The sequence below is a fragment of the Mesorhizobium sp. WSM4308 genome (genome assembly GCF_002294905.1).
In the GTDB taxonomy this organism is placed as follows: Bacteria; Pseudomonadota; Alphaproteobacteria; order Rhizobiales; family Rhizobiaceae; genus Mesorhizobium.
Genome location: NZ_NSFW01000003.1, coordinates 249,267 through 271,495 on the forward strand (window position 1 = coordinate 249,267; position 22,229 = coordinate 271,495).

Genomic DNA, 22,229 nt, shown 5'->3' on the forward strand with positions numbered 1-22,229 from the left:
GAACGATTTTCTCCGCCAAGCTCCAACAGGAGCATGGTTATCCACCCAGGCGGGCCAGTCAAGCATGACTTGGCCCGCCTGGGTGGAAAAGGCAAAAACCGTTCCGGCGCCCCGTTTCAGGCGGACGGCTGTTTGGTCTTCCTGAGATAAGGCAGGATGGTGTCAAAGGCGCCGAAGCGCTTGATCGCATCCTCGTTGGAAACGGCGGCGGTGATGATGACGTCCTCACCCTGCTTCCAGTTTGCCGGCGTCGCCACCTGGTGCTTGGCGGTGAGCTGCATGGAATCGACCGCGCGCAGGATCTCATCGAAGTTGCGGCCCGTGGTCATCGGATAGGTCAGCACCAGCTTGATCTTCTTGTCCGGCCCGATGACATAGACCGAGCGCACGGTAGCGTTGTCGGCGGGCGTGCGGCCTTCCGAGGTCTCGCCGGCGCCGGCGGGCAGCATGTCGTAGAGCTTGGCGACCTTGAGGTCCTTGTCGCCGATCAGCGGATAGTGCACCGTTTGGCCGGTCGCCGTCTTGATGTCGGCCTGCCATTTGTCGTGGCTGGCAACAGGATCGACGGAGATGCCGATGATCTTGACGTTGCGTTTCTTGAACTCGCCTTCCAGCCCGGCCATCGTGCCGAGCTCGGTGGTGCAGACCGGTGTGAAATTCTTCGGGTGGCTGAAGAGGATCGCCCAGCCGTCACCGATCCAGTCGTGAAAGCTGATCGTCCCCTGCGTGGTCTCGGCCGTGAAATCCGGCGCGATGTCGTTGATACGAAGGCTCATGGTTCCTACCCCTGTGAATGCCGCCTGTTGGCGGGCTGCCACCCTTTTATCACTCCATCGGCGACGTTCAAAACGGTCAGGTCGCCGCCAGTGATGCAGGCCGCGAAAAATTTTCGCCTTTTCCTGGGGAATGTGGAAATTTCGCTGTCGGCGTCGCTAAAGTCTAGGATTTCACGGCCAGCGACGTGGCGAGATCTTCCATCCGCTGCGCCAGCGCGCCAAGCGCGTTGGTCAGCACGCTGTCGCTCTTGTCGGCCTTGGTCAGCGCCTCGTCGCGCGTCTTGCGCAAGGTCAGCACTTCGCTTTCCATGCCCTTGACACGCTTCTGCAGTTCCGAGAGTTCGTCCATCACCATGATGCCGGCCATGACGGTCAGCCGCTGGTCGCCGATCTCACCGAAAGAATCCTTCAGATGCGAGACATAACGGTCGAAGCGTTCGGCGAGGTCGATCAGATGCTCTTCCTGGCCTTCGTCGCAGGCCATCCGATACTGTTTGCCGTCGATTGAAACCGTGACCTGTGCCATGGGCCAGCTCCTATCTGTCCAACACGGCGCGGATGGTTTCCATGGCGGTCACCAGCCGTCGCGATACTTCCTTGTTGGCGTCCTCCAGCCGCTCGGCGCGCGCTTCGGAATTGTCGAGTTCCTGCGCCAACCGGGAGCGGTCGGCATTCATCCGCTGCACCTCGGCCTCGGCTTCCGAGTAATCGCGTTCATGCTCCAGCTTGGCCGCGACGGCGTTTTCCAGCCCCTCGATGGCCTTGCCGAGCCTGGCGATGACTTCCTTGAGTGTGGTTTCCCCGGTCATGGCCTTCGTCCTGTGCCCTGCCCATCACCGAATCGTTCGCGTTCAGAACGCGTTATCCCTGAAACATTAGGCACCGGGTGAAGGCAACGTCAACAAAGCTCTCACGACTGTCCCCTGCTAACGCTAATGTAGGGCCGCGGCCAGCATCACAAGACCGGCAAATCTGCGCCCGATTTGTTGACTAAAAGCCCGCGCCTGCTATGTGTCGCGCACCTTTTCAAGGGCGCTCCCAAGCCCCCAAACCCCCACCTTTGGAGGAACCATGACGTCGCGTGAACAACATGACCGGATGGCCAATGCGATCCGCTTTCTCTCCATGGATGCCGTCGAGAAGGCCAATTCCGGCCATCCCGGCCTGCCCATGGGCTGCGCCGACATTGCCACGGTGCTGTTCACTCGCTTCCTGAAATTTGACGCCAAGGCCCCGCACTGGGCCGACCGCGACCGCTTCATCCTGTCGGCCGGTCATGGTTCGATGCTGCTCTACTCGCTGCTCTATCTGACCGGCTACGAGGACATGACCCTCGACCAGATCAAGAATTTCCGCCAGCTCGGCTCCAAGACCGCCGGCCATCCCGAATACGGCCACGCCGCCGGCATCGAGACGACGACCGGCCCGCTCGGCCAGGGCCTTGCCAATTCGGTCGGCTTCGCGCTCGGCGAGCGCATCATGAACGCCGCCTTCGGCAACGACCTCGTCAGCCACTACACCTATGTGCTGGCCGGCGACGGCTGTCTGATGGAAGGCGTTTCCCAGGAGGCCATCGCGCTGGCCGGACATCTCAAGCTCAACAAGCTGATCGTCTTCTGGGACAACAACAACATCTCGATCGACGGCCCGGTTTCGCTCGCCGACAACACCGACCAGGTTGCCCGCTTCCAGGCCTCCGGCTGGAACGCCAGCCATATCGACGGCACCGATCCGGAAGCCATCGCCTATGCCATCGAGGCCGCCCGCCATTCCGACAAGCCGACGATGATCGCCTGCAAGACGACCATCGGCTTCGGCGCCCCGACCAAGGCCGGTACCAACAAGGCGCACGGTTCGCCGCTCGGCGCCGACGAGATCGCCGGCGCGCGCAAATTCTTCAACTGGGGCTCGCCGCCCTTCGAGATTCCGGCCGACATCCTCGATGCCTGGCGCGCCGCCGGCAAGGCCGGCGCCAAGCCGCGGGCTGACTGGGAGGGCCGTCTCGCCAAGGCAGAGCCGAAGCTGAAGGCCGAGTTCGAGCGCCGCCTCGCCGGCAAGCTGCCGTCCAATTTCGACGCCGTCATCGCCGACTACAAGAAGAAGCTCTCGGTCGACAAGCCGAAGGTCGCCACCCGCAAATCGTCGGAAATGGCGCTTGAGGTCATCAACGGCGCCGTGCCGGAAACCATCGGCGGCTCCGCCGACCTGACCGGCTCCAACAACACCAAGACCAGCCAGACCAAGAACATCACGCCGGACGATTATGGCCAGCGCTATGTCCACTACGGCATCCGCGAGCATGGCATGGCGGCGGCCATCAACGGCCTGACGCTGCATGGCGGCCTCATCGCCTATGGCGGCACCTTCATGTGCTTCTCCGACTATGCCCGCCCGTCGATGCGGCTGTCATCGCTGATGGGCATCCGCTCGATCTTCGTCATGACCCATGATTCCATCGGTCTGGGCGAAGACGGCCCGACCCACCAGCCGGTCGAGCATCTGGCGGCCCTGCGCGCCATTCCCAACCACAATGTTTTCCGTCCGGCCGACGCCGTGGAAACCGCGGAATGCTGGCAGATCGCGCTCGAATCCGAAAAGACGCCGTCGACGCTGGCGCTGACCCGCCAGAACCTGCCGACCGTGCGCACCGAGCATTCGGCCAAGAACCTGAGCAGCCAGGGCGCTTACGAACTGGCCGCGGCCAGCGGCGAGGCGGCGGTGACGATCTTCGCCACCGGCTCCGAGGTCGAGATCGCCCTCGGCGCCCGCGACCTGCTCGAGAAGCACGGTCACCCGACCCGCGTCGTGTCGGTGCCTTGCTTCGAGCTGTTCGACAAGCAGAGCGACGACTACCGCAAGAAGACGATCGGCAACGCGCCGATCAAGATGGCGATCGAGGCCGGCATCCGCCAGGGCTGGGATCATCTCATCGGCTCGGACGGCATCTTCGTCGGCATGACCGGCTTCGGCGCCTCCGGCACGATCGAGCAGCTCTACCCGCATTTCGGCATCACCGCCGAGGCAGCGGCCAAGGCGGTGGAAGCCCGCCTGCACGCCAAGTAAGGCTGTGCAGGCCGCCCAAAACTGTGTCGCGGTTTGGGATGACGGCAGGCACCAAACAAAAACGCCCCGGCGAAACCGCGCAAAGCGATTTCGCCGGACTGGCCCAACCTAATCGATTTAAATCTACATCGCTTTGGCTGGATTCTTTGCCCGTCCGCCGCTATGAAGCTGCGGACCCATCGTCAGCCTTCCAGCTCCCAGGGAGAGAAAAATGACCGTCAGAGTTGCCATCAACGGATTCGGCCGCATCGGCCGCAACATCCTGCGAGCCATCCATGAATCCGGCCGCAAGGACATCGACGTCGTCGCCGTCAACGATCTCGGCCCGGTCGAGACCAATGCGCACCTGCTGCGCTACGACAGCGTGCATGGCCGCTTCCCGCATGAAGTGTCGGTGTCCGGCGACCAGATCACCGTCGGCAGGGAAAAGTTCAAGGTCACCGCCATCAAGGACCCGACGCAGCTGCCGTGGAAGGAGCTCGGCGTCGACATCGCGCTCGAATGCACCGGCATCTTCACCGCCCGTGACAAGGCCGCCGCGCACCTGACCGCCGGCGCCAAGCGCGTGCTGGTCTCCGCACCTGCCGATGGCGCTGACCTGACCGTGGTCTACGGCATCAACCACGACAAGCTGACCAAGGACCACATCGTCATCTCGAACGCGTCGTGCACCACCAACTGCCTGGCGCCGCTGGCGGCCGTGCTGCACGAGACGGTCGGCATCGAAAAAGGCATGATGACGACCATCCATTCCTACACTGGCGACCAGCCGACGCTGGACACCATGCACAAGGATCTCTACCGCGCCCGTGCAGCGGCGCTGTCGCAGATCCCGACCTCGACCGGTGCGGCCAAGGCGATCGGCCTCGTGCTCCCCGACCTCAAGGGCAAGCTCGACGGCATCTCGATCCGCGTGCCGACCCCCAACGTCTCGGTCGTCGACTTCAAGTTCATCGCCAAGCGCGCCACCACGGTGCAGGAAATCAACGAAGCGGTCATCGCCGCCTCCAACGGCAAGCTGAAAGGCATCCTCGGCGTCACCCATCACCCGAACGTCTCGATCGACTTCAACCATGATCCGCACTCCTCGATCATGGCGCTCGACCAGACCAAGGTGATGGACGGCAACTTCGTTTCGGTGCTGTCGTGGTACGACAATGAGTGGGGCTTCTCCAACCGCATGGGCGACACCGCCGTCGCCTTCGGCAAGACCATCGCCTGATCGCGGGGCTCCGTCTCGCGACATCGAAACGCCCGGCTTTGACCGGGCGTTTTTCGTTTGCCGAAGCAGCAATCGCAAAACCGTCGAAAATCAGCGGCATAGGGTAAAAAACCACCCCCGCGCCTTGCACTGGTCATGCCTTCGCCCCACTCTCGCGTAATCGGGAAGACAGAGGAATTCGAGGGGCAAGTCACGGATGGAGCATGCGATCTATCTCGTCACACTGGTCGGCACGGCGCTCGTTGTCGCCGCCGCGTTTTCGAGCCTGATCGCCTTCCGCTTCGGCGCCCCCCTCCTGCTGCTCTTTCTCTGCATCGGGCTCGCCACCGGAACCGACGGCCTCGGCATCGAATTCGACAATGCCCGCATCGCCTATTTTGCCGGCTCACTGGCGCTGGCGGTCATCCTGTTCGATTCCGGCTTCGGTACACCGCTCAACGCCTTGCGGCAGGCGGCAGGCCCGGCGCTCTCGCTGGCGACCTTCGGCGTGCTTCTCACCACCGGCCTGTTCGGCGCGGCCGCCTACTATCTGCTTGACCTCAGCTGGCTGGAATCCTTCCTGCTCGGCGCCGCCGTCGCTTCGACCGACGCCGCGGCGGTGTTCTTCCTGCTGCGCGCCGGCGAGATCAATCTGCGCGAGCGCGTCCGCTCGACGCTCGAAGTGGAATCCGGCACCAACGACCCGATCGCCATCTTCCTGACCATCACCCTGGTCGAGGTCATCGCCGCCCACGCCAACCCCGAAACCAATGTCCTGGTCACCAGCCTGATCCTCGGCTTCCTCGTCAATATGGGCCTTGGCGCCATCATCGGCGCACTCGGCGGTCTTGCCATCGTGCGTCTCGTCGACCGGCTCAATCTCGACCACGGCCTGCTGCCGATCTTCGTGCTGACGCTGTCGCTGATGGTCTTCGCCGCCGCCGGCGCCGTCGGCGGCTCCGGTTTCTTGGCGGTCTATATCGCCGGCCTCATTGCCGGTAATTCCGACATCCGCGCCGTCACCATCCTCAAGCGTTTCCAGGACGGCATGTCATGGCTGGCGCAGATCATCATGTTCCTGATCCTTGGCCTGTTCGCCACCCCTTCGCAATTTCCGGCGATCATGGTGCCGGCGATAGCGCTTGGCCTTTTCCTGATGTTCGTCGCCCGCCCGATCGCTGTCTGGCTCTGCCTGATCCCGTTCCGCCTGCCGCGCCCCGAAGTCGCCTTCGTCTCCTGGGTCGGCCTGCGCGGCGCCGTCTCGATCCTGCTCGCCATCACCCCATTGCTTGGCGGGCTTGAGAACGGCCGCACCATCTTCAACGCCGCCTTCATCATCGTGCTGGTGTCGCTTGTCATCCAGGGCTGGACGGTCGGCCCGCTGGCGCGTCGCCTCGGCCTCATCGTGCCGGCGCGCCTCGGACCGCTGGACAAGGTCGAACTCGAACTCCCCGGCTCCGCCCACCACGAGCTCCTCGCCTATCGCGTGGCGCATGGCAGCCCGGTGGCGCGCGGCGAGCGCATTCCGCGCTGGGCGCGGCCCTCGCTGGTGCTGCGCGACGGCCGCTCGATGCGCTTTCAGGACATGGGCCGGCTCGCCGCCGGCGACCAGGTCTACATCTTCGTGCCGGACCGCTATCCGCGCCTGCTCGACAAGCTTTTCGCCAGCCGCGCGGTGGTCGACCCGGAAGACGCCGATTTCTTCGGCGCCTTCGCCGTCGACCCGGCGCGCTCCGCCGCCGAGCTAGAGGCAGCCTACGCGCCGGGCCTGACCGAGGCGGAGCAGAAGCTCACCGTCGGCGCTCTGGTCACGGCGCGGCTTGGCGGCCATGCCGAATATGCCGATCGGGTGCTGATCGGCTCGATCGAGCTGATCGTCAGGGATGTCGACGACAAGGGCAGGATCACGGGTCTCGGTCTTTCCTTCGAGCCGACCGCGCCGGTGGCGCGGGTGCCGGTGTTCCTGAGCGCCGGCGAGATGGGCGACCGTCTCAGCGCCTTCATCCGCAATTGGCGCAAGCCGACCGAGACGCAGGAGGCGGCAGCCCAAAAAGATGAGCCGCCCGAGCCGCCGGTTGAAAAGGCCACGACAGGGAGCTGAAAAGAGCGATCGTTTGCCTTGCCCCGGCATCATGGGGCGATCTTCACGGACTATGTTCGCGCCCGCCTCAAAATTTCGCACCGCGCCGCGGCCAAAGCCTTGCATCGGCACCGATGCGGGGTATGGTCCCGGCGATTTTTCGAGGAAAGGAATCCGCATGGCCGCCTTCAAGACACTGGACGATATCGGCAACATCAGCGGCAAGCGCGTGCTGGTGCGCGTCGACCTCAACGTTCCCGTCGCCGACGGCAAGGTCACCGACGCCACCCGCATCGAACGCATCGCGCCGACCATCGCCGAACTGTCGGGCAAGGGCGCCAAGGTCATCCTGCTCGCCCATTTCGGCCGGCCCAAGGATGGACCGTCGCCGGAATTCTCGCTGGAGCCGATCGCCAGGGCAACCGCCGAGGTGCTCGGCCGTCCCGTCGGCTTTGCCTCGGATTGCGTCGGCGACATAGCGGGAAGTGCCGTCGCGGCCATGAACAAGGGCGACGTGCTGCTCTTCGAAAACACCCGTTTCTACAAGGCCGAGGAGAAGAACGACCCGGCCTTCAGCGAGCGGCTCGCCGCCAATGGCGACATTTTCGTCAACGACGCCTTTTCCGCGGCGCACCGCGCCCACTCTTCCACTGAAGGGCTGGCGCATCTGCTGCCTTCCTTTGCCGGCCGCACCATGCAGGCCGAGCTCGAAGCGCTGGAGAAGGGGCTGGGCAATCCGATCCGCCCGGTCGTCGCCATCGTCGGCGGCGCCAAGGTCTCGACCAAGATCGACCTGTTGATGAACCTGGTGAAGAAGGTCGACGCGCTGGTGATCGGCGGCGGCATGGCCAACACCTTCCTTGCCGCGCGCGGCACCGATGTCGGCAAGTCGCTGTGCGAGCATGACCTTGCCGCCACCGCCAAGCAGATCATGATCGAGGCGGCCGAGGCCGGCTGCGCCATCATCCTGCCGGTCGACGGCGTCGTCGCCAAGGAATTCAAGGCCGGCGCCGCTTGCGAGACTGTTGCCATCGCCGACGTGCCGGCCGACGGCATGATTCTGGATGTCGGCGAAAAGACCGTGAAGACGATCGGCGAATGGATCGACCGCGCCGCGACCCTGGTCTGGAACGGCCCGCTTGGCGCTTTCGAGATCGCGCCGTTCGATCACGCCACGGTGGCGGCGGCAAAACACGCGGCCGCGCGCACCAAGGCCGGCAAGCTGGTCTCGGTCGCCGGTGGTGGCGATACGGTGGCGGCGCTCAACCATGCCGGCGTCGCCGATGACTTCACCTATGTCTCGACCGCCGGCGGCGCCTTCCTGGAATGGATGGAAGGCAAGCCGCTGCCAGGCGTCGACGTGCTGAAGCGCTAAGCAATTCCAGCAAGCGTGAGACGGTTTTCCCGGGAAAAGCGCGTAGCGCTTTCCCTTGGGAATTGCGTCGAGACTCAAGCGCATTTTGCAGCCAGGCGGAAACGCCTGGCGGCGCAGACATGCGGCTGGAACAAGCAAGGCGATCGACACAAAGAGACGCCCGGGACTTTCAATCGATTCGAGCTTTCCGATGCCATTCCTTTGGCGGTAGACTTCCGTTAAGCGCGGAACGAACCCCTCTCAGGAGAAGCATGATGAGCGAACGTCTCGAAGACATAGCCGCCGCGATCGTGGCCAACGGCAAGGGCCTGCTGGCCGCCGACGAAAGTTCCGGCACCATCAAGAAGCGTTTCGATGTCATCGGCGTCGAATCGACCGCCGACAGCCGCCGCGACTATCGCGAGATGATGTTTCGCGCCAAGGACGCGATGACCAAGTACATCTCCGGCGTCATCCTCTATGACGAGACCATCCGCCAGAAGGCCGCCGATGGCACGCCCCTGGTCGACATCATCAAGGCGTCAGGCGCCATCCCCGGCATCAAGGTCGATGCCGGCGCCAAGCCGCTCGCCGGCTTTCCCGGCGACACCGTCACCGAGGGCCTCGACGGCCTGCGTGAGCGCCTCGCCGACTACTACAAGCTCGGCGCCCGCTTTGCCAAATGGCGCGCGGTGATCGACATCGATACCGGCAAGGGCGTGCCTTCGGCCACTTCGGTCAGCGCGAACACCCATGCGCTCGCCCGCTATGCCGCCCTTTGCCAGGAAGCCGGCATCGTGCCGATCGTCGAGCCGGAAGTGCTGATGGACGGCGCCCACGACATCGGCACCTGCTACGAGGTCTCGAAGGCGACGCTGATCAAGCTCTATGATGAACTCCATGCGGCGCGCGTCGTGCTCGAAGGCACGATCCTCAAGCCCAACATGGTCCTGTCGGGCAAGAAGTCGGGCACGGTGGACAGTCCCGAAAAGGTCGCCGAGATGACCATAAAACTGTTCCGCGAGACGGTGCCGGCGGCGGTCCCGGGCATCGCCTTTCTCTCCGGCGGCCAGGAGGACGAGGAGGCAACCGCCAACCTCAACGCCATCAATGCCATCGGTCCGCATCCGTGGAAGCTGACCTTCTCCTATGGCCGCGCGCTGCAGGCTGCCCCGCAGAAGGCATGGAGCGGCAAGGCGTCGAACGTCGCCGCCGGCCAGGCCGCCTTCACCCATCGCGCTCATATGAACTATCTGGCTGCGCTCGGAAAATGGAAGCCTGGCCTCGAACAGGCCGCCTGAGCCCAGCTTTTCCATCCCCGTTCAGACCCGGGCCAACGCGCCCGGGTTTTTCCTATCCGCGATTTGGGGGAAGACCTCCTCATCCCTATTTCCTCTGGGCGTTGCCGGCGGTGTCGGTTTGCGCTCGTCCCGAACGTCCTTGGGATGAGAGACAGGGAGAGGTTCATGCATCGCAACAAGGTCGTTTCACGCGAAGACTGGTTCCAGGCGCACAAGGCGCATCTGGCGCGTGAGAAGGAACTGACGCGGTTGCGCGAGCGTGTCGCGGCCGAGCGGCGGGAACTGCCCTGGCTGAAAGTAAGGAAGGACTACGTCTTCGAGACGGAGCAAGGGCCGATGAAACTGGCCGATCTTTTCGCCAACCGCAGCCAGTTGATCGTCTATCACTTCGTGTTCGCGCCAGGCTCCACCCATCACTGCGAAAGCTGTGCCTTCGTCGCCGACCATATGGACGGCGCCAACCGACATCTCAGGCACCATGACGTGTCGCTTGTCTCCATATCGCGGGCGCCGCTGGCCGAGCTGCAGCCCTACAAGCAGCGCATGGGCTGGACGTTCGACTGGGTCTCTTCCTATGCGTCGGACTTCAACTTCGATATGCAAGTGTCGTTCACCGACAAGCAGATCGCGTCCGGCGAAGCGGTCTACAATTTCGAAACACCGGTGCTGACGTCGAAGGACCTGCCCGGCACCACTGTCTTCTACAAGGGCGAAACCGGCGACATTTTCCTGACCTTCATGTCGCGCGCCCGCGGCAGCGAGCAGTTCATCGGCGCCTATCAGTATCTCGACATTGCACCGAAAGGTCGTGACGAGACCGGTCCTTACGGGACCTTCATGGACTGGGTGCGACTGCACGATGAATATGGGAACAGGTCGCTGCGGGGCGATGAATGCCCTTAGGGTACCGGCCGGCGATGCAAGGATCCGTTCACCTCGGCCCAAACATGCGCTAAGCCTGCCGCAGATCATTCCACGGTTCCGCCATGCGCTTCCCGGCCTCTCTCACCTGGCTCGCCTTCCCCGTCTATGTCTGGCAGGGGCTCGGCGTGCGCCGCCGCACAACGCGCATGCTGCCGGCACAGGGACCGGTCATGCACGAACTCGCCGGCAAGGCGCCCGGTATCTCGCTTCTGGTGCTGGGCGACTCCTCGGCCGCCTCGGTCGGCATCGGCAATTCCGAGAACGGGCTTGCCGCGCAGCTCGCCGTGCTGATCTCGCAGCGCACCGGCCGCGCCGTGCGCTGGCGCGCCGCCGGCTTCAATTCGGCGACATCGGGCCAGATCCGCGACCATGTCCTGCCCAACCTGTCGGCCGATCCGTGGACGCATATCGTGCTTGCCATCGGCACCAACGACACCAAGAATTTTCATTCGGTGCCGCGCTTCAAGAAGGAGTTCGGCGGCTTGCTCTACGGCCTGCGCGCCAAATGGCCGGAGGCACGCGTGGTGTGGTCGCCGGTGCTGGAGTTCACGCGGGCGCCGGCCATGCCGCCGCTGCTCGGCAAGATCCTCGAGATCCGCGCCACCGCAATGAACCGGATGGGTGAACGGCTCTGCCTTGAACGCGGCGCGGTGCCGGCCCCGCGCTTGCCGATCACCAATCCCGAACAGGGTTTCGCCTCGGACGGCTTCCACGCCTCGGAGGCGGGCTACCGCGCCTGGGCCGCGCATCTCGTCGGTCTAGTGCTCGCCAGCTGAACACCGACGGCCGATGCGGCCCGCAGACCTATGTCAAATGCCCGAGCACGGCCGCCAGCGAGATCGCGGCCATGGCCAGCAGCGCCAGCTTCCAGAAATCGCCGCGGCGCTTGAGCCCTGGCCAGCCGATCGGTTTGATCAGCTGGATGACCATGAAGCCGACGATGACAAGGGCGAGGAGTTTCGTCATGCCGCCTTTGACCAGCAACGCGGCCCGCTGTCAAAGCCGAGAAGGAACGGGCGCCGCGTTACCCAACCGGACCGCGGCGCCCGCCGTTTTGGGAGGACGACCTACTTCAGCGGCTTGAGGCCGGCTTCGATCGAGGCGCGCTTCGGTTCGAGGAACGGCGGCAGGGCCAGGCTTTCGCCCAGCGTCTCCAGCGGCTCGTCGGCGGTGAAGCCCGGCCCGTCCGTGGCGATCTCGAATAGGATGCCGTTGGGCTCACGGAAATAGAGTGAGCGGAAGTAATAGCGCTCGACCTCGCCGCTCGACGGCAGGCGGAATTCGGCCAGGCGGGCGGTCCATTGATGCAGCGTCTCCTGGTCCGGCGCCCTGAAGGCAACATGGTGAACCGCACCGGCGCCTTGCCTTGCGGGAGCCAGCCCGGGCTGCACGGCGACATGAAGCTCCGCCGCCGGCCCGCCAGCGCCCATTTCGAAGACATGGACCTGGCCTTCGCCGTCCGGCGAAGCATAGTCGCGGCCCTTGCGCATGTTCATCACCCTGGTCAGCACCGCCTCGGTGTTGGTGATGTCGGGGACGCTGATGACGATCGGCCCGAGCCCGCGGATCTGATGCTCGGCCGACACCGGGCTTTGCGCCCAGGGATGGCTGCCGCCCTTGCCGCCATCGCTGACGAGCCGCAGACGCTGGCCTTCGGGATCCTCGAAATCGAACGACGGGTAGCCGCCGATGTCGGCAATCTCTCCTGTCGCGATGTTTTCGCCGGCCAGGTGCTGTTTCCACCAGGCCAGGCTCTCCGGGCTGCCGACCCTGAGGCTGGTCCGCGCGATGCTGTGGGTGCCGCGCCGCTCGCGGCCAACCGGCCAGTCGAAGAAGGTGAGGTCGGTGCCCGGCGTCGCTTCGCCGTCGGCATAGAAAAGGTGATAGGCTGACGTGTCGTCCTGGTTCACCGTCTTCTTGACCAGCCGCAAGCCCAGCACCTTCGTATAGAAATGAAGATTGCCCGGTGCGTTGGCGGTGATGGCCGTCAGATGGTGGATTCCTGTCAGTTGCAGGCTCATGGTCGTCTCCCTGGTTTTGGGGAAGAATTTTCTCCCTTCATATCAGAACTGCGGTCACCTCGCTGAAGGCCGCCTATCCTGACAGTTCGTCGCCGTGAATTGAACAGTGTCGGCTCCATAGGCACCCCGGCGGTGAACAACCCCTCATCCGCAAGGCTGGGTCGAAGATCACGGCCGGGGACAATTTCCGCCAGCCGGAACGATCGCCGCGCGCCCTGCCATCCTCCTGACAGACTGCTGTCAGGAGGGGTGTGCGATACTGCATCCAGTTAGAGAGAGGAGAATAGCCATGAACGGTTTCACCATCCTGCGCGGCATGCAGCACTATGTCGGCAAGGTTCGCACCATGCGCAACGAAATTCGCACGCAGCGTTTCATGAACGCGCTGCCCGCGGACATCCGCAAGGATATCGGCTGGCCCGATGTGTATGTGGAACGTCGCTCTCAAGGCAATTGAGGCGAATTTTTCGACATCGATATTGGACATGGGCGCGCCAATGCCCAGATATAGCTGCGGCGCGCTGGGGGACGGAGCGAGCTTATGCCTGATCAGAAGACAATCGGCTTCGTCTTCATCGAAGGTTTTGCCGACTGGGAATATGGATTGCTGGCCGCCTCGGCGGTTGAGTGGTTCGGTGCTCGTGCCGTGTCATTGACCCCTGGAGGCAAGCCGGTGACCGGGATAAGCGGCTTTCGGCTGACGCCCGACCGCTCGGCCGGCATCGACGAGAATGCCGATCTTGACGCAGTCGCCGTCATCGGTTCCGACCAGTGGGCGGGCAAAACACCTCCGGATGTCGCTCAATTGCTCAATGCCGTTGCAACGCGCGGCGGCGTCGTCGGCGGCATCTGCGCTGGCACGCTGGCGCTGGCCCGTGCCGGCATGTTCGAACAAGCCAAACATACCAGCAATGGCCGCGACTGGATCAACGGACACGAAGCCGGTTATGCCGGCGACAACAACTATCAGGACGTGCCGCACGCGGTCGCTGACGGCAAAATCGTCTCCGCGCCGGGTTCGGCGCCCGGCACCTTTGCCCTTGCCTTTCTGAAGACGCTCTATCCCGAGCGAGGCGCCGATCTCGCGCGGATGCGGACGCTGTTTGCCAGGGAATATGCTGAAGCCTCCTGACAGTATGCTGTCAGGAGGGATGTGCAACGATGAGATAATGCGCATGGCCGGCCGAGAGAACGACCGATGAAAAGCTGGAACGACAGGCTGAACACGCCTGGCACCAACGGCGTGAAACCAACGCCGCGCACGGTGGGTGACGTGGTCGAGGGCCAGCCGATGCTGGTGCCGACCGCGGGCCAGGTCGACGCTTTCATCCGGTCGATTCCCGAAGGCGTCGAGATGGATGTCCGTGCGCTGCGCACGGCGCTCGCCATCGAACACGGCGCCGAAGTGACATGTCCGGTGACCATTGGCTATCATCTGCGCACGGTCGCCGAAGCCGCCAGGGAAGACCTCGATCGCGGCATGACTACGAGCGACATCGCGCCCTTCTGGCGCGTGCTCGATGCGAGGACGCCGACAACGAAGAAACTGTCCTTTGGCGCGGAATTCATCGCCGCGCAGCGCAAGCGCGAAGGACTGAAACCGTAATGAATGTCGTCAGGAGCGGCTCCGGTCCAGGAGCCGCCCTAGCAACAACACTGGGGAAGCAAACGATGCGCCGCGCCGACAGGCTCTTTCAGATCGTGCAGCATCTGCGGGGTGGCCGTCTGGTCACCGCCCAGAAGCTCGGCACGTGGCTCGAGGTTTCCGAGCGAACGATCTATCGCGACATTGCCGACCTGCAGTCGACCGGGGTGCCGATCGACGGCGAGGCCGGCGTCGGCTACATGATGAGGGAGGGCTTCGACCTTCCGCCGCTGATGTTCACGCGTGACGAGATCGTGGCGCTGGTTGCCGGCGCGCGCATGGTGCGCGCCTTTGGCGGCGCCGCAATGGCACGCGCCGCCGACGAGGCATTGGTCAAGATCGGCGCGGTGCTGCCCGATGCCGAGAAGGACCGCATCGCCCGCACCGAGATCCACACGCCGATGTGGGTGGTCAGCGACGCCGCCCGCGAGGCGATCGACCTGATCGAGCGTGCGGTCGAAAAGCGCCAGGTGCTGACCATCGACTATTGCGACGAGGCCGGGCGCGGCACCGCGCGCGACATCAGGCCGCTCGGCCTGTGGTTCTGGGGCAAGGTGTGGACGCTGGTCGCCTGGTGCGAGATGCGCGACGACTTCCGCGCCTTCCGCATCGACCGCATCGCCTCGGTGGTGATCGCCGGCCGCATCTTCAAGCCGGAGCGCGGCAAGCAGCTTGCCGACTTCTACCGGGCCGTGGAGCGCAGCGAGGATTACGGCATGGCGCCCGACCGCGTGGCGCGAAGCTGAGATTGCATATGGAACAAAAAAGCCCGCTCGAAGCGGGCTTTTTTCATGAACTGTCGCAGACCTTACTCGTCGTCAGCGTCTTCGTTCTTCGACTTCAGCGCCGAGAGCTTGGCGAACACGGCGTTGGCGTCGAGTTCGGCATCCTCGTCCCTCGGCTTTTCGGGGGCCGGCACCAGCCGCTCGGTCAGGGCCGCCGGCAGCAGCGTGTCGCCGACCGGCTGCGCCTGTTCGCGGCCGCGCGAGGCGCGGTTGACTTCCATGTCGAGGTCGATCTGCGAGGCGAGACCCAGCGTCACCGGATCCATCGGCTGCAGATTGGCCGAATTCCAGTGCTTGCGTTCGCGGATCTGCTCGATCGTCGACTTGGTGGTGCCGACGAGACGCGAAATCTGCGCGTCCTTGAGTTCGGGATGGTTGCGCACCAGCCACAGGATGGCGTTCGGCCGGTCCTGGCGCTTCGACAGCGGCGTGTAGCGCGGGCCCTTGCGCTTGGATTCCGGCACCCGCACCTTGGGGTCGGAAAGCTTCAGGCGCTGGTTCGGGTCCTTCTCGGCGCGCGCGATCTCGTCTCGGGTCAGCTGGCCGGTCATGATCGGGTCCATGCCCTTGATGCCTTGCGCCGATTCGCCGTCGGCGATTGCCTTGACCTCGAGCGGATGCAGCCCGCAGAACTGGGCGATCTGCTCGAAGGAGAGCGCGGTGTTGTCGACCAGCCAGACGGCGGTCGCCTTGGGCATCAACAGCGTATTGGCCATTAGAAAAATCCTTCTCGTTCGCCCGCGTTCCCGCGCGGGCGGTGGTTTAGAGCCACCAAAATGGGAAATTCGCGGCCTGTATAACCGTTCCCTTGCCGTTTCGCAATGTTTTTGGAAGCGCGGCCGCCCCGATGGGTTCGAGAGCCGGTAAGCGCGTAAGGGACAGGCACTTTTGAGCAGGCCGCACAAGTGCCGCGCCGCTCCTGGAATCGCCAATTGCACTGGCCCCAAAAAGACAAAACCCGCTGGACAAGGTCCAGCGGGTTCGGAACCGGAAACGGGGAACGTCTGCGACGGCTCTACTTCTCAACATGAGCCGGCCCTGCGGCCGGATCATGCTTGCAATCAGATCGCCTGGCGGGCGATCCGCTCGATGTCGGCGCGGTTGATGCCGAGATCGCTGAGCTGACGTGCGTTGAGACGGTTCAGTTCGCGCACGGTCTCGTTGTACATGCGCCAGTTACGGAAAGCGCGGATCGGGTTCATGGTAGTCCTCCTGAATGGGGTGTTTGTTTCGATGCTGCACAGATAGTGATCATCGATGAGGACTTGAACGGCCGATTTTGCATAGCAATGATGCAAATGCTGCATTGCACCATTAAGCCTCTGTTCATCTTGTAGGCAGGGACGAAAGGCGCTGTCCCAGGCCGTGTCGAGATTCCGGTCAGGCCGAGTCGGAGTCGAAGACGGGCGCGAAGCGACCAAACTGGGTTGATACCGAGAACCAGAGCGGAGCGTACTTTTCGTAGGCGAGCACCGGCCTACGCCGGCCATAGCCTTGGCTGCCACAACCGCCCACATGCGTGCTTCGGCCGGCGGAGGCCGGAAGCGCAGGAAGCCATCATTTGCAGGCCGGCCTTGCCTGAATATCGCCGTCCTAGCCGACGTCGAGCACGATCTTGCCGATATGCTCGCCCTCCTCCATCCGCTCATGCGCGCGCCAGGCATCGGTCAGCGGATAGATCATGTCCATGACGGGTGCGACCTTGCGCGTGCCGAGCAGTGGCCACACCTGTGCCTCCAGAGCCGCCGCGATCGCCGCCTTGAACTCGACGGTGCGCGGCCTGAGCGTCGACCCCGTATGGGTCAGCCGCTTGACCATGATCTTGGAAAAATCCGCGCTGGCGACGGCACCAGCCTGCACGGCGATCTGGACGATGCGGCCCTCGACCGCCGCCGCTTCGTAGTTTCGCTGGACATAGTCGCCGCCTACCATGTCGAGGATGACATTGACCCCCTTGCCATCCGTCGCCTCCTTGACCGCCGTGACGAAATCCTCCTCGCGGTAATTGATTGCCCGGTCGGCGCCGAGCTTCAGGCAGGCGTCGCATTTCTCCCTGGATCCGGCGGTGGTGATGACATAGGCGCCGAAGGCCGAAGCCAGCTGGATCGCCGTCGTGCCGATGCCGGACGAGCCGCCATGCACCAGCAGCGTCTCGCCTTTCTTCAGGCCACCGCGTTCGAACACATTGTGCCAAACAGTGAAATAGTTTTCCGGCACGGCCGCTGCTTCCGTGTGGGTGAAGCCGGCGGGCAGCGGCAGCACGCTGCCGGCATGAACCTTGACATATTCGGCATAGCCGCCGCCGGGGGTCAGCGCGCACACCCGGTCGCCGATGCGCCAGCGCGATATCTCGTCGCCAAGGGCAGCCACTTCGCCCGACACTTCGAGGCCGGGCAGGTCCGATGCGCCGGGCGGCGGCGGATAGGCGCCCTTGCGCTGCTGCACGTCGGGCCGGTTGACGCCGGCAGCATGCACCTTGATCAGGATCTCGCCTGGGCCGGGCAAGGGGACATCGCGCGTTTCCGGTTTCAGCACCCGTGGGCCACCCGGTTCCGAGATCGCGATTGCCGTCATCCTCGCCGGAATTTTCTGTCCGCTCGCCATGGAGTTTCCCGTCTTCCTCGCCGCATTCTTACCGGCTGTTTGCATCGACGCCCTTGCCCTATGTATGCTGATTGCCAAATCAGGCAAATGGCCAATCTGGTGTGGCGGAGGAGGAGCAACGATGGCGATCTTCGACGACGAACCCAAGAAGAAGGCACGGCCGCACGAGATCGGGCAGGATCTGTCGCTGCTTTCCGTCGGTGAACTGTCGGAGCGCATCGGCATCCTGCGCGACGAAATCGCAAGGCTGGAGGCTGAGCTCAAGGCCAAGGACAACACCAAATCGGCCGCCGAGGCACTGTTCCGCCGCGGATAGGCAGACGGGCGCAACAGCCCGCCGCCGAAAAGCCCGAATGCGACTGTCTTCAGACCTTGTCCCTCCAGAGTCCAGCCGGATCAATAAATGCTCGCATCCTACAGACCGATCCTCTCCCTGCTTCGCGGCACTGCCTTCCTGCTGGCGGCATCCGGTCTGCATGGGCTGCTGCTTCCCCTGCGCGGCCAGGTGGAAGGGTTCTCCACCGCATCGCTTGGCCTGATGGGCACGGCCTGGGCCGGTGGCTTCGTCACCGGCTGCTTCTTTGCCCCACGCATCGTGCGCCGCGCCGGGCATGTGCGCGCCTTCGGCGCCTTCGCCGCGTCCGGCGCCATCGTGGCCCTGCTCACCGGCCTGATCATCGATGAATATGTCTGGATCCTGCTGCGCGCCTTTACCGGTTTCACCATGGCCGGCGCCTTCATGGTCATCGAAAGCTGGCTGAACGAGAAGGCCACCAACGAGAACCGCGGCACCGTCTTCGGCCTCTATATGATGGTCACCTACGCCTCGATCATGGGCGGCCAGATGATTGTCGCCGGCGGCGACGTGAAATCGGCGTCGCTGTTCATGATCACCGGCATCCTGTTCTGCCTGTCGCTGATCCCGACCGCGGTTTCGACGGCGTCGCACCCCAAGCCGCTGCAGGACGTCAAACTCGACGTCAAGGGGCTCTACGCCAACTCGCCGGTGTCGGCGATCGCCTGCGTTTTGATCGGCATCGCCAATGGCGCCTGGGGCACGCTGGGTGCGGTCTATGGCGCGCGCATCGGCATTCCCACCGCGGAGATCGCCTTGATGATGAGCCTCGTCGTCGTCGCGGGCGCTGCCATGCAGCTACCGGCCGGGCGTCTCTCCGACAAGACCGACCGGCGTTTCGTGCTGGCCGGCGCCGCTTTCGGCGCGGCCCTGTTCGCGCTCCTGATCTTCCTGTTCCAACCGCGCTCCGGCATTTTCGTCATCGTCTTCACCGCCGCTTACGGCGCTTTTGCCTATACGCTGTATTCGATAGCCGTGGCGCATGCCAACGACCACGCCCGTGCCGAGGACTTCGTCAAGGTGTCGGGCGGACTGCTGCTGCTTTACGGCTTCGGCACCATGATCGGGCCCTTGCTGGCGGCAGCGCTGATGGGCTGGATGCGCCCGGAGGGCCTGTTCCTGGCCACCGCCTTCGCGCATCTGTCATTGGCAGGCTACACGCTGCTGCGCATCAGCCGCCGCGCTCCGGTGCCGATCGGCGATCGCGACGCCTTCAAGACGCAGCCGGCCGACCGCTCGGTGACGCCGGAAGCATTGCGGCTTGACCCAAGAAGAAAAGCAGAAGCAGACAGTTGAGATTCGAAAAACTTTGCCTCACAAATGAGGCATGATGTTTTCCGACGCCTTCATGGCGATCGCCGACCCCAATCGGCGCCACCTTCTGGAAGAACTTCGACGCGGTCCGAAGACCGTCAACGAGTTGGCGGCCGGGCTTCCAGTCTCACGCCCGGCCGTATCACAGCATCTGAAAGTGTTGCTCGACGCCGGATTGGTCAACGCCAAGGCTGAAGGCACGCGGCGTGTGTACACGGTAAGCAATTCCGGCTTCCTGAGACTCAACATCTGGCTCGATCAATTCTGGGAAGCCTGACCGTTTCTGGCCGGCGACCGATCAGCCCTTTCAGGTCTTCTCGTTCAGAAAAGCGCCGAGCAAATCGAGCAACACCCCCGTCCCGTGCTCGCGCGTCGACGATGTGTCATGGCCATCGAGGAAAGCGCCCTGCTCGGTCAGCACCAGCCGCGTGCCCTTGCCCTCGGCAAACAGTTCGATCGTGGCCAGCGACACGGAGATGCGGGTTCCGCCAAACAGCATGTCATAGCTGTAGACGATGCGCTGGTCCGGCACGATGTCCTGATAGGTGGCTGTGTAGAGGTGGATCGGGCCATCTTTCGGTCCACCTGCATTGAGCTCCTTGCCGCCGACGCGAAAGTCCATTTCAAAACGGCCGGGCATCGGATTGTCGGGATCGGTGAACCAGCGCCGCTTGGCGTCCGCGTTGCTGAGCGCGAAGAAGACTTTCGACGGCGTCGCCGGATAGAGACGCTCGATGATGAAGGTGGAATGGACGACGGATCGTTCGGTCATGTTGGTCTCCTTCAGTTTTCGTCGTCGGTTTGCGCCAGAAAATCGCCGAGCCGATCCAGCCGGCGCTCCCAGGAGAGGCGCCGCTCGTTGATCCAGTGTTCGGCTGCTCTCAACGCCTTCGGCTCGATCTGGCAGGTACGCACGCGCCCCAGTTTTTCCGAGCGCACCAGACCACTTGCCTCCAGCACATTGAGATGCTGGACGACAGCCGACAGCGACATTGCCAGCGGCTCGGCCAGCTGGCTGACCGAGGCCGGACCGCGCGACAGCCGGTCGACCATCTGCCGCCGCGCCGGATCGGCAAGCGCCTGGAACATCAGGTCGAGCTGGGCGGGATCGTGCAGCATCGCTGTCAGCCATTATTGTAGGGGAAGAACTTGAAGTAGGGCTGCGCCTCCTCGATCACCCTGGCAAAGGCAGGGCGCTGCAGCAGGCGGTCGTGATAGCGCTTCACGGCGGGATATTTGTCGCCGAACGGCTCGACCTTGTTGGCGTAGAAGAGTGCCGGAGACGCCGCGCAATCGGCCAGGCTGAAGGCGTCGCCCACCGCCCAGGTCGTCGACTGCATCTCCTGTTCGACGATGGCGTAGGAATTGCGCAGCTGGCCGCGCGCCTGCTCGACGCCGAGCGGATCGGTTTTGTCCTGCGGCCGCAAACGGTCGCCGACGATCTTCTGCATCGGCTCCTGCACATAGAAATCATAGAAGCGATCGGCCTGGCGGACCGCCAGCGCCAGGTCGATGTCGGCGGGAACGAGTTCGACGAGGCCCGGATAGTGCGCGGCCAGATATTCCACGACGATGGTCGATTCCAGCACCGTGCGGCCGCGCGCATCGTCGCGCAGCGCCGGCATCTTGCCGCTCGGCGATATCTTCAGGAACGCCGCGCGCGATTGCTCGTCGCCGAGATCGACGATGACCGGGTTGAAGGCGGTGGCGTTCTCGTAGAGCGCGATCAGCGGCTTCCAGCAGAAAGAGGCCAGCGGATGGAAATGCAGCGTCAGGGACATTCTTTGCTCTTCCGTTTCAGGAATCGTCGGTCAACGGGAAATCGACACTGAAGCATTTACTTAACTATTGCGCCGTGCCTTGCCCGTCAAGACCACTCGCGAAGGCTCAATTGGATCGGATATGCGCGACGATCCCGGCTGATATCGCCGGCCAATCTTGCGGATGCAGCTCATGGCCTCCGCCCGCGATGCGAAGGAGTTTCGCGCCGGCGACCGTTTTGGCCAGCGCCTCGCCATGTTCGACCAGAAAGATCGGATCTGATGTGCCATGGATGACCAGCAGTGGCGCCGCCATCTGCGGCAGCCGCCCCTTCCAGGCATCGCCACCCTTGAGTGAAAAATGATTGGTCGCGCTCAAGAACCCACCGGATCGATCGTAATCCTTTTCGATGAAAGCTCTCATCTGGACCTCGTCGAACGGATGTGTGGTGCTGGCGATCGCCCGCGCATCCTTGACCACGAAATCGATCGCCTGGCCGCGGTCCCACCAGTCGACATCGGCGCCCGCGGCCGAATGCTCGATATAGGCGCCGGTTGTCTGCGGCAGATGCGACGTGTCCATCCCCACCGGCGAACTGCTGATCACCGTCAGCGACGCGACGCGGGAGGGATGCTTGAGCGCCACGATTTGCGCGATCATGCCGCCCATCGACATGCCGGCGACATGGGCCTTGCCGATGCCATGGCTGTCGAGCACGCCAATGGCATCGTCCGCCATGTCGTCGAATGTGTAAGGCGGCTTGCCCGGCGGATATTTGGTCGAACGGCCGGTATCGCGATTGTCGTAGCGGATCACATACAGGCCGGCATCCGCCAACTCCCGGCAAAACGCCTCCGGCCACCACAGCATCGAGGCCATCGCGCCCATGATCAAAAGCAGCGCGGGATTTTCAGGATCGCCGAAGGCTTCGGATTTGATCTCGGGACGATTGATCGTCGTCATCACTCAGTTTCCTATCTGATTGCATTTTGCAATCGGTTGCATCATAATAAAACTGATACGATAATGCAACTGGTTTTGTGGA

Annotated in this window: 26 protein-coding genes; 14 read left to right on the forward strand and 12 right to left on the reverse strand. The window is 63.7% G+C overall.

Translation table 11 applies throughout. The annotated features are described in order from the left end of the window. Positions 1 to 116: 116 nt before the first annotated feature. From CK227_RS06990 to CK227_RS07000, 3 genes are all read right to left on the reverse strand, one after another. On the reverse strand, positions 117 to 776 hold the full coding sequence (locus tag CK227_RS06990; protein ID WP_010911916.1) for a peroxiredoxin: 660 nt from the start codon (positions 774 to 776) through the stop codon (positions 117 to 119). Positions 777 to 939: 163 nt separating this feature from the next. After that, positions 940 to 1,302 carry a cell division protein ZapA gene (locus tag CK227_RS06995; RefSeq protein WP_010911917.1) on the reverse strand — a complete coding sequence of 121 codons (363 nt, stop codon included), beginning with the start codon at positions 1,300 to 1,302 and terminating at the stop codon, positions 940 to 942. A 10-nt stretch (positions 1,303 to 1,312) separates the two neighbouring features. Further along, on the reverse strand, positions 1,313 to 1,585 hold the full coding sequence (locus CK227_RS07000) for a DUF4164 domain-containing protein (RefSeq protein ID WP_006200774.1): 273 nt from the start codon (positions 1,583 to 1,585) through the stop codon (positions 1,313 to 1,315). Between the two features lie 262 nt (positions 1,586 to 1,847). Between CK227_RS07000 and tkt the strand changes: the two genes are divergently transcribed. The 7 genes from tkt to CK227_RS07035 all read left to right on the forward strand — a co-directional run bounded on the left by tkt (position 1,848) and on the right by CK227_RS07035 (position 11,475). Beyond that, positions 1,848 to 3,839, forward strand: a complete 1,992-nt coding sequence (gene tkt, locus CK227_RS07005) for a transketolase (RefSeq protein WP_095772135.1) — start codon at positions 1,848 to 1,850, stop codon at positions 3,837 to 3,839. Between the two features lie 211 nt (positions 3,840 to 4,050). After that, positions 4,051 to 5,061 (forward strand): type I glyceraldehyde-3-phosphate dehydrogenase, encoded by a 1,011-nt coding sequence (gene gap / locus CK227_RS07010; protein ID WP_095772134.1) that lies wholly within the window; start codon positions 4,051 to 4,053, stop codon positions 5,059 to 5,061. Positions 5,062 to 5,257: 196 nt separating this feature from the next. Continuing rightward, complete coding sequence (locus CK227_RS07015; RefSeq protein ID WP_095772133.1) at positions 5,258 to 7,141, forward strand: potassium/proton antiporter; 1,884 nt, start codon at positions 5,258 to 5,260, stop codon at positions 7,139 to 7,141. A 157-nt stretch (positions 7,142 to 7,298) separates the two neighbouring features. Next, entirely contained in the window at positions 7,299 to 8,495 is a 1,197-nt protein-coding gene (locus CK227_RS07020; RefSeq protein ID WP_095772345.1) for a phosphoglycerate kinase, read from the forward strand. A gap of 254 nt (positions 8,496 to 8,749) precedes the next feature. Continuing rightward, the gene (locus CK227_RS07025; protein ID WP_095772344.1) at positions 8,750 to 9,775 is read left to right on the forward strand and encodes a class I fructose-bisphosphate aldolase; all 1,026 of its coding nucleotides are present in this window, start codon (positions 8,750 to 8,752) and stop codon (positions 9,773 to 9,775) included. A 165-nt stretch (positions 9,776 to 9,940) separates the two neighbouring features. Continuing rightward, positions 9,941 to 10,678, forward strand: a complete 738-nt coding sequence (locus tag CK227_RS07030) for a thioredoxin family protein (protein ID WP_095772132.1) — start codon at positions 9,941 to 9,943, stop codon at positions 10,676 to 10,678. Between the two features lie 83 nt (positions 10,679 to 10,761). Continuing rightward, the gene (locus CK227_RS07035) at positions 10,762 to 11,475 is read left to right on the forward strand and encodes an SGNH/GDSL hydrolase family protein (RefSeq protein ID WP_095772131.1); all 714 of its coding nucleotides are present in this window, start codon (positions 10,762 to 10,764) and stop codon (positions 11,473 to 11,475) included. A 28-nt stretch (positions 11,476 to 11,503) separates the two neighbouring features. Here CK227_RS07035 and CK227_RS07040 read toward each other — a convergent pair whose 3' ends face one another. Together CK227_RS07040 and CK227_RS07045 are read right to left on the reverse strand one after the other, a co-directional pair. Further along, positions 11,504 to 11,665, reverse strand: coding sequence for a hypothetical protein (locus tag CK227_RS07040; RefSeq protein ID WP_080512074.1), 162 nt, complete (start codon positions 11,663 to 11,665; stop codon positions 11,504 to 11,506). Between the two features lie 101 nt (positions 11,666 to 11,766). Then, the gene (locus CK227_RS07045) at positions 11,767 to 12,720 is read right to left on the reverse strand and encodes a ring-cleaving dioxygenase (RefSeq protein ID WP_095772130.1); all 954 of its coding nucleotides are present in this window, start codon (positions 12,718 to 12,720) and stop codon (positions 11,767 to 11,769) included. A 289-nt stretch (positions 12,721 to 13,009) separates the two neighbouring features. On the opposite strand from CK227_RS07045, the gene CK227_RS07050 reads away from it, so the two are divergent. The 4 genes from CK227_RS07050 to CK227_RS07065 all read left to right on the forward strand — a co-directional run bounded on the left by CK227_RS07050 (position 13,010) and on the right by CK227_RS07065 (position 15,111). Continuing rightward, on the forward strand, positions 13,010 to 13,177 hold the full coding sequence (locus CK227_RS07050) for a hypothetical protein (protein WP_095772129.1): 168 nt from the start codon (positions 13,010 to 13,012) through the stop codon (positions 13,175 to 13,177). A gap of 84 nt (positions 13,178 to 13,261) precedes the next feature. Further along, a complete protein-coding gene (locus CK227_RS07055; RefSeq protein WP_095772128.1) occupies positions 13,262 to 13,852 on the forward strand; it encodes a type 1 glutamine amidotransferase family protein in 591 nt (196 codons plus the stop codon). Between the two features lie 66 nt (positions 13,853 to 13,918). After that, positions 13,919 to 14,326 (forward strand): hypothetical protein, encoded by a 408-nt coding sequence (locus CK227_RS07060; RefSeq protein ID WP_095772127.1) that lies wholly within the window; start codon positions 13,919 to 13,921, stop codon positions 14,324 to 14,326. A 65-nt stretch (positions 14,327 to 14,391) separates the two neighbouring features. Further along, positions 14,392 to 15,111: a YafY family protein gene (locus CK227_RS07065; protein ID WP_095201249.1), complete on the forward strand. Its 720-nt coding sequence runs from the start codon at positions 14,392 to 14,394 to the stop codon at positions 15,109 to 15,111. A 62-nt stretch (positions 15,112 to 15,173) separates the two neighbouring features. On the opposite strand, the gene CK227_RS07070 is transcribed toward CK227_RS07065, so the two are convergent. From CK227_RS07070 to CK227_RS07080, 3 genes are all read right to left on the reverse strand, one after another. Continuing rightward, complete coding sequence (locus CK227_RS07070; RefSeq protein WP_095772126.1) at positions 15,174 to 15,866, reverse strand: DUF1013 domain-containing protein; 693 nt, start codon at positions 15,864 to 15,866, stop codon at positions 15,174 to 15,176. A 345-nt stretch (positions 15,867 to 16,211) separates the two neighbouring features. After that, positions 16,212 to 16,352, reverse strand: a complete 141-nt coding sequence (locus tag CK227_RS07075) for a DUF1127 domain-containing protein (RefSeq protein ID WP_064987068.1) — start codon at positions 16,350 to 16,352, stop codon at positions 16,212 to 16,214. A gap of 391 nt (positions 16,353 to 16,743) precedes the next feature. Beyond that, positions 16,744 to 17,754: an NAD(P)H-quinone oxidoreductase gene (locus tag CK227_RS07080; RefSeq protein WP_095772125.1), complete on the reverse strand. Its 1,011-nt coding sequence runs from the start codon at positions 17,752 to 17,754 to the stop codon at positions 16,744 to 16,746. Positions 17,755 to 17,875: 121 nt separating this feature from the next. On the opposite strand from CK227_RS07080, the gene CK227_RS07085 reads away from it, so the two are divergent. The 3 genes from CK227_RS07085 to CK227_RS07095 all read left to right on the forward strand — a co-directional run bounded on the left by CK227_RS07085 (position 17,876) and on the right by CK227_RS07095 (position 19,700). After that, positions 17,876 to 18,070, forward strand: a complete 195-nt coding sequence (locus CK227_RS07085; RefSeq protein WP_027047479.1) for a DUF1192 domain-containing protein — start codon at positions 17,876 to 17,878, stop codon at positions 18,068 to 18,070. Between the two features lie 87 nt (positions 18,071 to 18,157). Then, positions 18,158 to 19,405: an MFS transporter gene (locus CK227_RS07090; protein WP_095772124.1), complete on the forward strand. Its 1,248-nt coding sequence runs from the start codon at positions 18,158 to 18,160 to the stop codon at positions 19,403 to 19,405. A gap of 31 nt (positions 19,406 to 19,436) precedes the next feature. Further along, positions 19,437 to 19,700: a metalloregulator ArsR/SmtB family transcription factor gene (locus CK227_RS07095; RefSeq protein ID WP_027053942.1), complete on the forward strand. Its 264-nt coding sequence runs from the start codon at positions 19,437 to 19,439 to the stop codon at positions 19,698 to 19,700. A 30-nt stretch (positions 19,701 to 19,730) separates the two neighbouring features. Here the strand turns inward: CK227_RS07095 and CK227_RS07100 are convergent, their stop codons facing one another. The 4 genes from CK227_RS07100 to CK227_RS07115 all read right to left on the reverse strand — a co-directional run bounded on the left by CK227_RS07100 (position 19,731) and on the right by CK227_RS07115 (position 22,147). Then, on the reverse strand, positions 19,731 to 20,195 hold the full coding sequence (locus CK227_RS07100) for an SRPBCC family protein (RefSeq protein WP_095772123.1): 465 nt from the start codon (positions 20,193 to 20,195) through the stop codon (positions 19,731 to 19,733). 11 nt (positions 20,196 to 20,206) lie between these two features. Then, positions 20,207 to 20,542, reverse strand: coding sequence for a metalloregulator ArsR/SmtB family transcription factor (locus tag CK227_RS07105; protein ID WP_095772122.1), 336 nt, complete (start codon positions 20,540 to 20,542; stop codon positions 20,207 to 20,209). Positions 20,543 to 20,547: 5 nt separating this feature from the next. After that, positions 20,548 to 21,204, reverse strand: a complete 657-nt coding sequence (locus tag CK227_RS07110) for a glutathione S-transferase family protein (protein WP_095772121.1) — start codon at positions 21,202 to 21,204, stop codon at positions 20,548 to 20,550. Between the two features lie 106 nt (positions 21,205 to 21,310). Next, a complete protein-coding gene (locus CK227_RS07115) occupies positions 21,311 to 22,147 on the reverse strand; it encodes an alpha/beta hydrolase (protein ID WP_095772120.1) in 837 nt (278 codons plus the stop codon). Positions 22,148 to 22,229 lie beyond the last annotated feature (82 nt).

Coding starts and splice junctions, on each gene's coding strand:
- CK227_RS07015 (WP_095772133.1), top strand. CDS start 5,258: ATGGAGCATGCGATCTATCTCGTCACACTGGTCGGCACGGCGCTCGTT.
- CK227_RS06995 (WP_010911917.1), bottom strand. CDS start 1,302: ATGGCACAGGTCACGGTTTCAATCGACGGCAAACAGTATCGGATGGCC.
- CK227_RS07075 (WP_064987068.1), bottom strand. CDS start 16,352: ATGAACCCGATCCGCGCTTTCCGTAACTGGCGCATGTACAACGAGACC.
- CK227_RS07020 (WP_095772345.1), top strand. CDS start 7,299: ATGGCCGCCTTCAAGACACTGGACGATATCGGCAACATCAGCGGCAAG.
- CK227_RS07055 (WP_095772128.1), top strand. CDS start 13,262: ATGCCTGATCAGAAGACAATCGGCTTCGTCTTCATCGAAGGTTTTGCC.
- CK227_RS07090 (WP_095772124.1), top strand. CDS start 18,158: ATGCTCGCATCCTACAGACCGATCCTCTCCCTGCTTCGCGGCACTGCC.
- CK227_RS07065 (WP_095201249.1), top strand. CDS start 14,392: ATGCGCCGCGCCGACAGGCTCTTTCAGATCGTGCAGCATCTGCGGGGT.
- CK227_RS07100 (WP_095772123.1), bottom strand. CDS start 20,195: ATGACCGAACGATCCGTCGTCCATTCCACCTTCATCATCGAGCGTCTC.
- tkt (WP_095772135.1), top strand. CDS start 1,848: ATGACGTCGCGTGAACAACATGACCGGATGGCCAATGCGATCCGCTTT.
- CK227_RS07040 (WP_080512074.1), bottom strand. CDS start 11,665: ATGACGAAACTCCTCGCCCTTGTCATCGTCGGCTTCATGGTCATCCAG.
- CK227_RS07025 (WP_095772344.1), top strand. CDS start 8,750: ATGAGCGAACGTCTCGAAGACATAGCCGCCGCGATCGTGGCCAACGGC.
- CK227_RS07045 (WP_095772130.1), bottom strand. CDS start 12,720: ATGAGCCTGCAACTGACAGGAATCCACCATCTGACGGCCATCACCGCC.
- CK227_RS07060 (WP_095772127.1), top strand. CDS start 13,919: ATGAAAAGCTGGAACGACAGGCTGAACACGCCTGGCACCAACGGCGTG.
- CK227_RS07070 (WP_095772126.1), bottom strand. CDS start 15,866: ATGGCCAATACGCTGTTGATGCCCAAGGCGACCGCCGTCTGGCTGGTC.
- CK227_RS07080 (WP_095772125.1), bottom strand. CDS start 17,754: ATGGCGAGCGGACAGAAAATTCCGGCGAGGATGACGGCAATCGCGATC.
- CK227_RS06990 (WP_010911916.1), bottom strand. CDS start 776: ATGAGCCTTCGTATCAACGACATCGCGCCGGATTTCACGGCCGAGACC.
- CK227_RS07085 (WP_027047479.1), top strand. CDS start 17,876: ATGGCGATCTTCGACGACGAACCCAAGAAGAAGGCACGGCCGCACGAG.
- gap (WP_095772134.1), top strand. CDS start 4,051: ATGACCGTCAGAGTTGCCATCAACGGATTCGGCCGCATCGGCCGCAAC.
- CK227_RS07035 (WP_095772131.1), top strand. CDS start 10,762: ATGCGCTTCCCGGCCTCTCTCACCTGGCTCGCCTTCCCCGTCTATGTC.
- CK227_RS07105 (WP_095772122.1), bottom strand. CDS start 20,542: ATGCTGCACGATCCCGCCCAGCTCGACCTGATGTTCCAGGCGCTTGCC.
- CK227_RS07050 (WP_095772129.1), top strand. CDS start 13,010: ATGAACGGTTTCACCATCCTGCGCGGCATGCAGCACTATGTCGGCAAG.
- CK227_RS07030 (WP_095772132.1), top strand. CDS start 9,941: ATGCATCGCAACAAGGTCGTTTCACGCGAAGACTGGTTCCAGGCGCAC.
- CK227_RS07095 (WP_027053942.1), top strand. CDS start 19,437: ATGATGTTTTCCGACGCCTTCATGGCGATCGCCGACCCCAATCGGCGC.
- CK227_RS07115 (WP_095772120.1), bottom strand. CDS start 22,147: ATGACGACGATCAATCGTCCCGAGATCAAATCCGAAGCCTTCGGCGAT.
- CK227_RS07110 (WP_095772121.1), bottom strand. CDS start 21,204: ATGTCCCTGACGCTGCATTTCCATCCGCTGGCCTCTTTCTGCTGGAAG.
- CK227_RS07000 (WP_006200774.1), bottom strand. CDS start 1,585: ATGACCGGGGAAACCACACTCAAGGAAGTCATCGCCAGGCTCGGCAAG.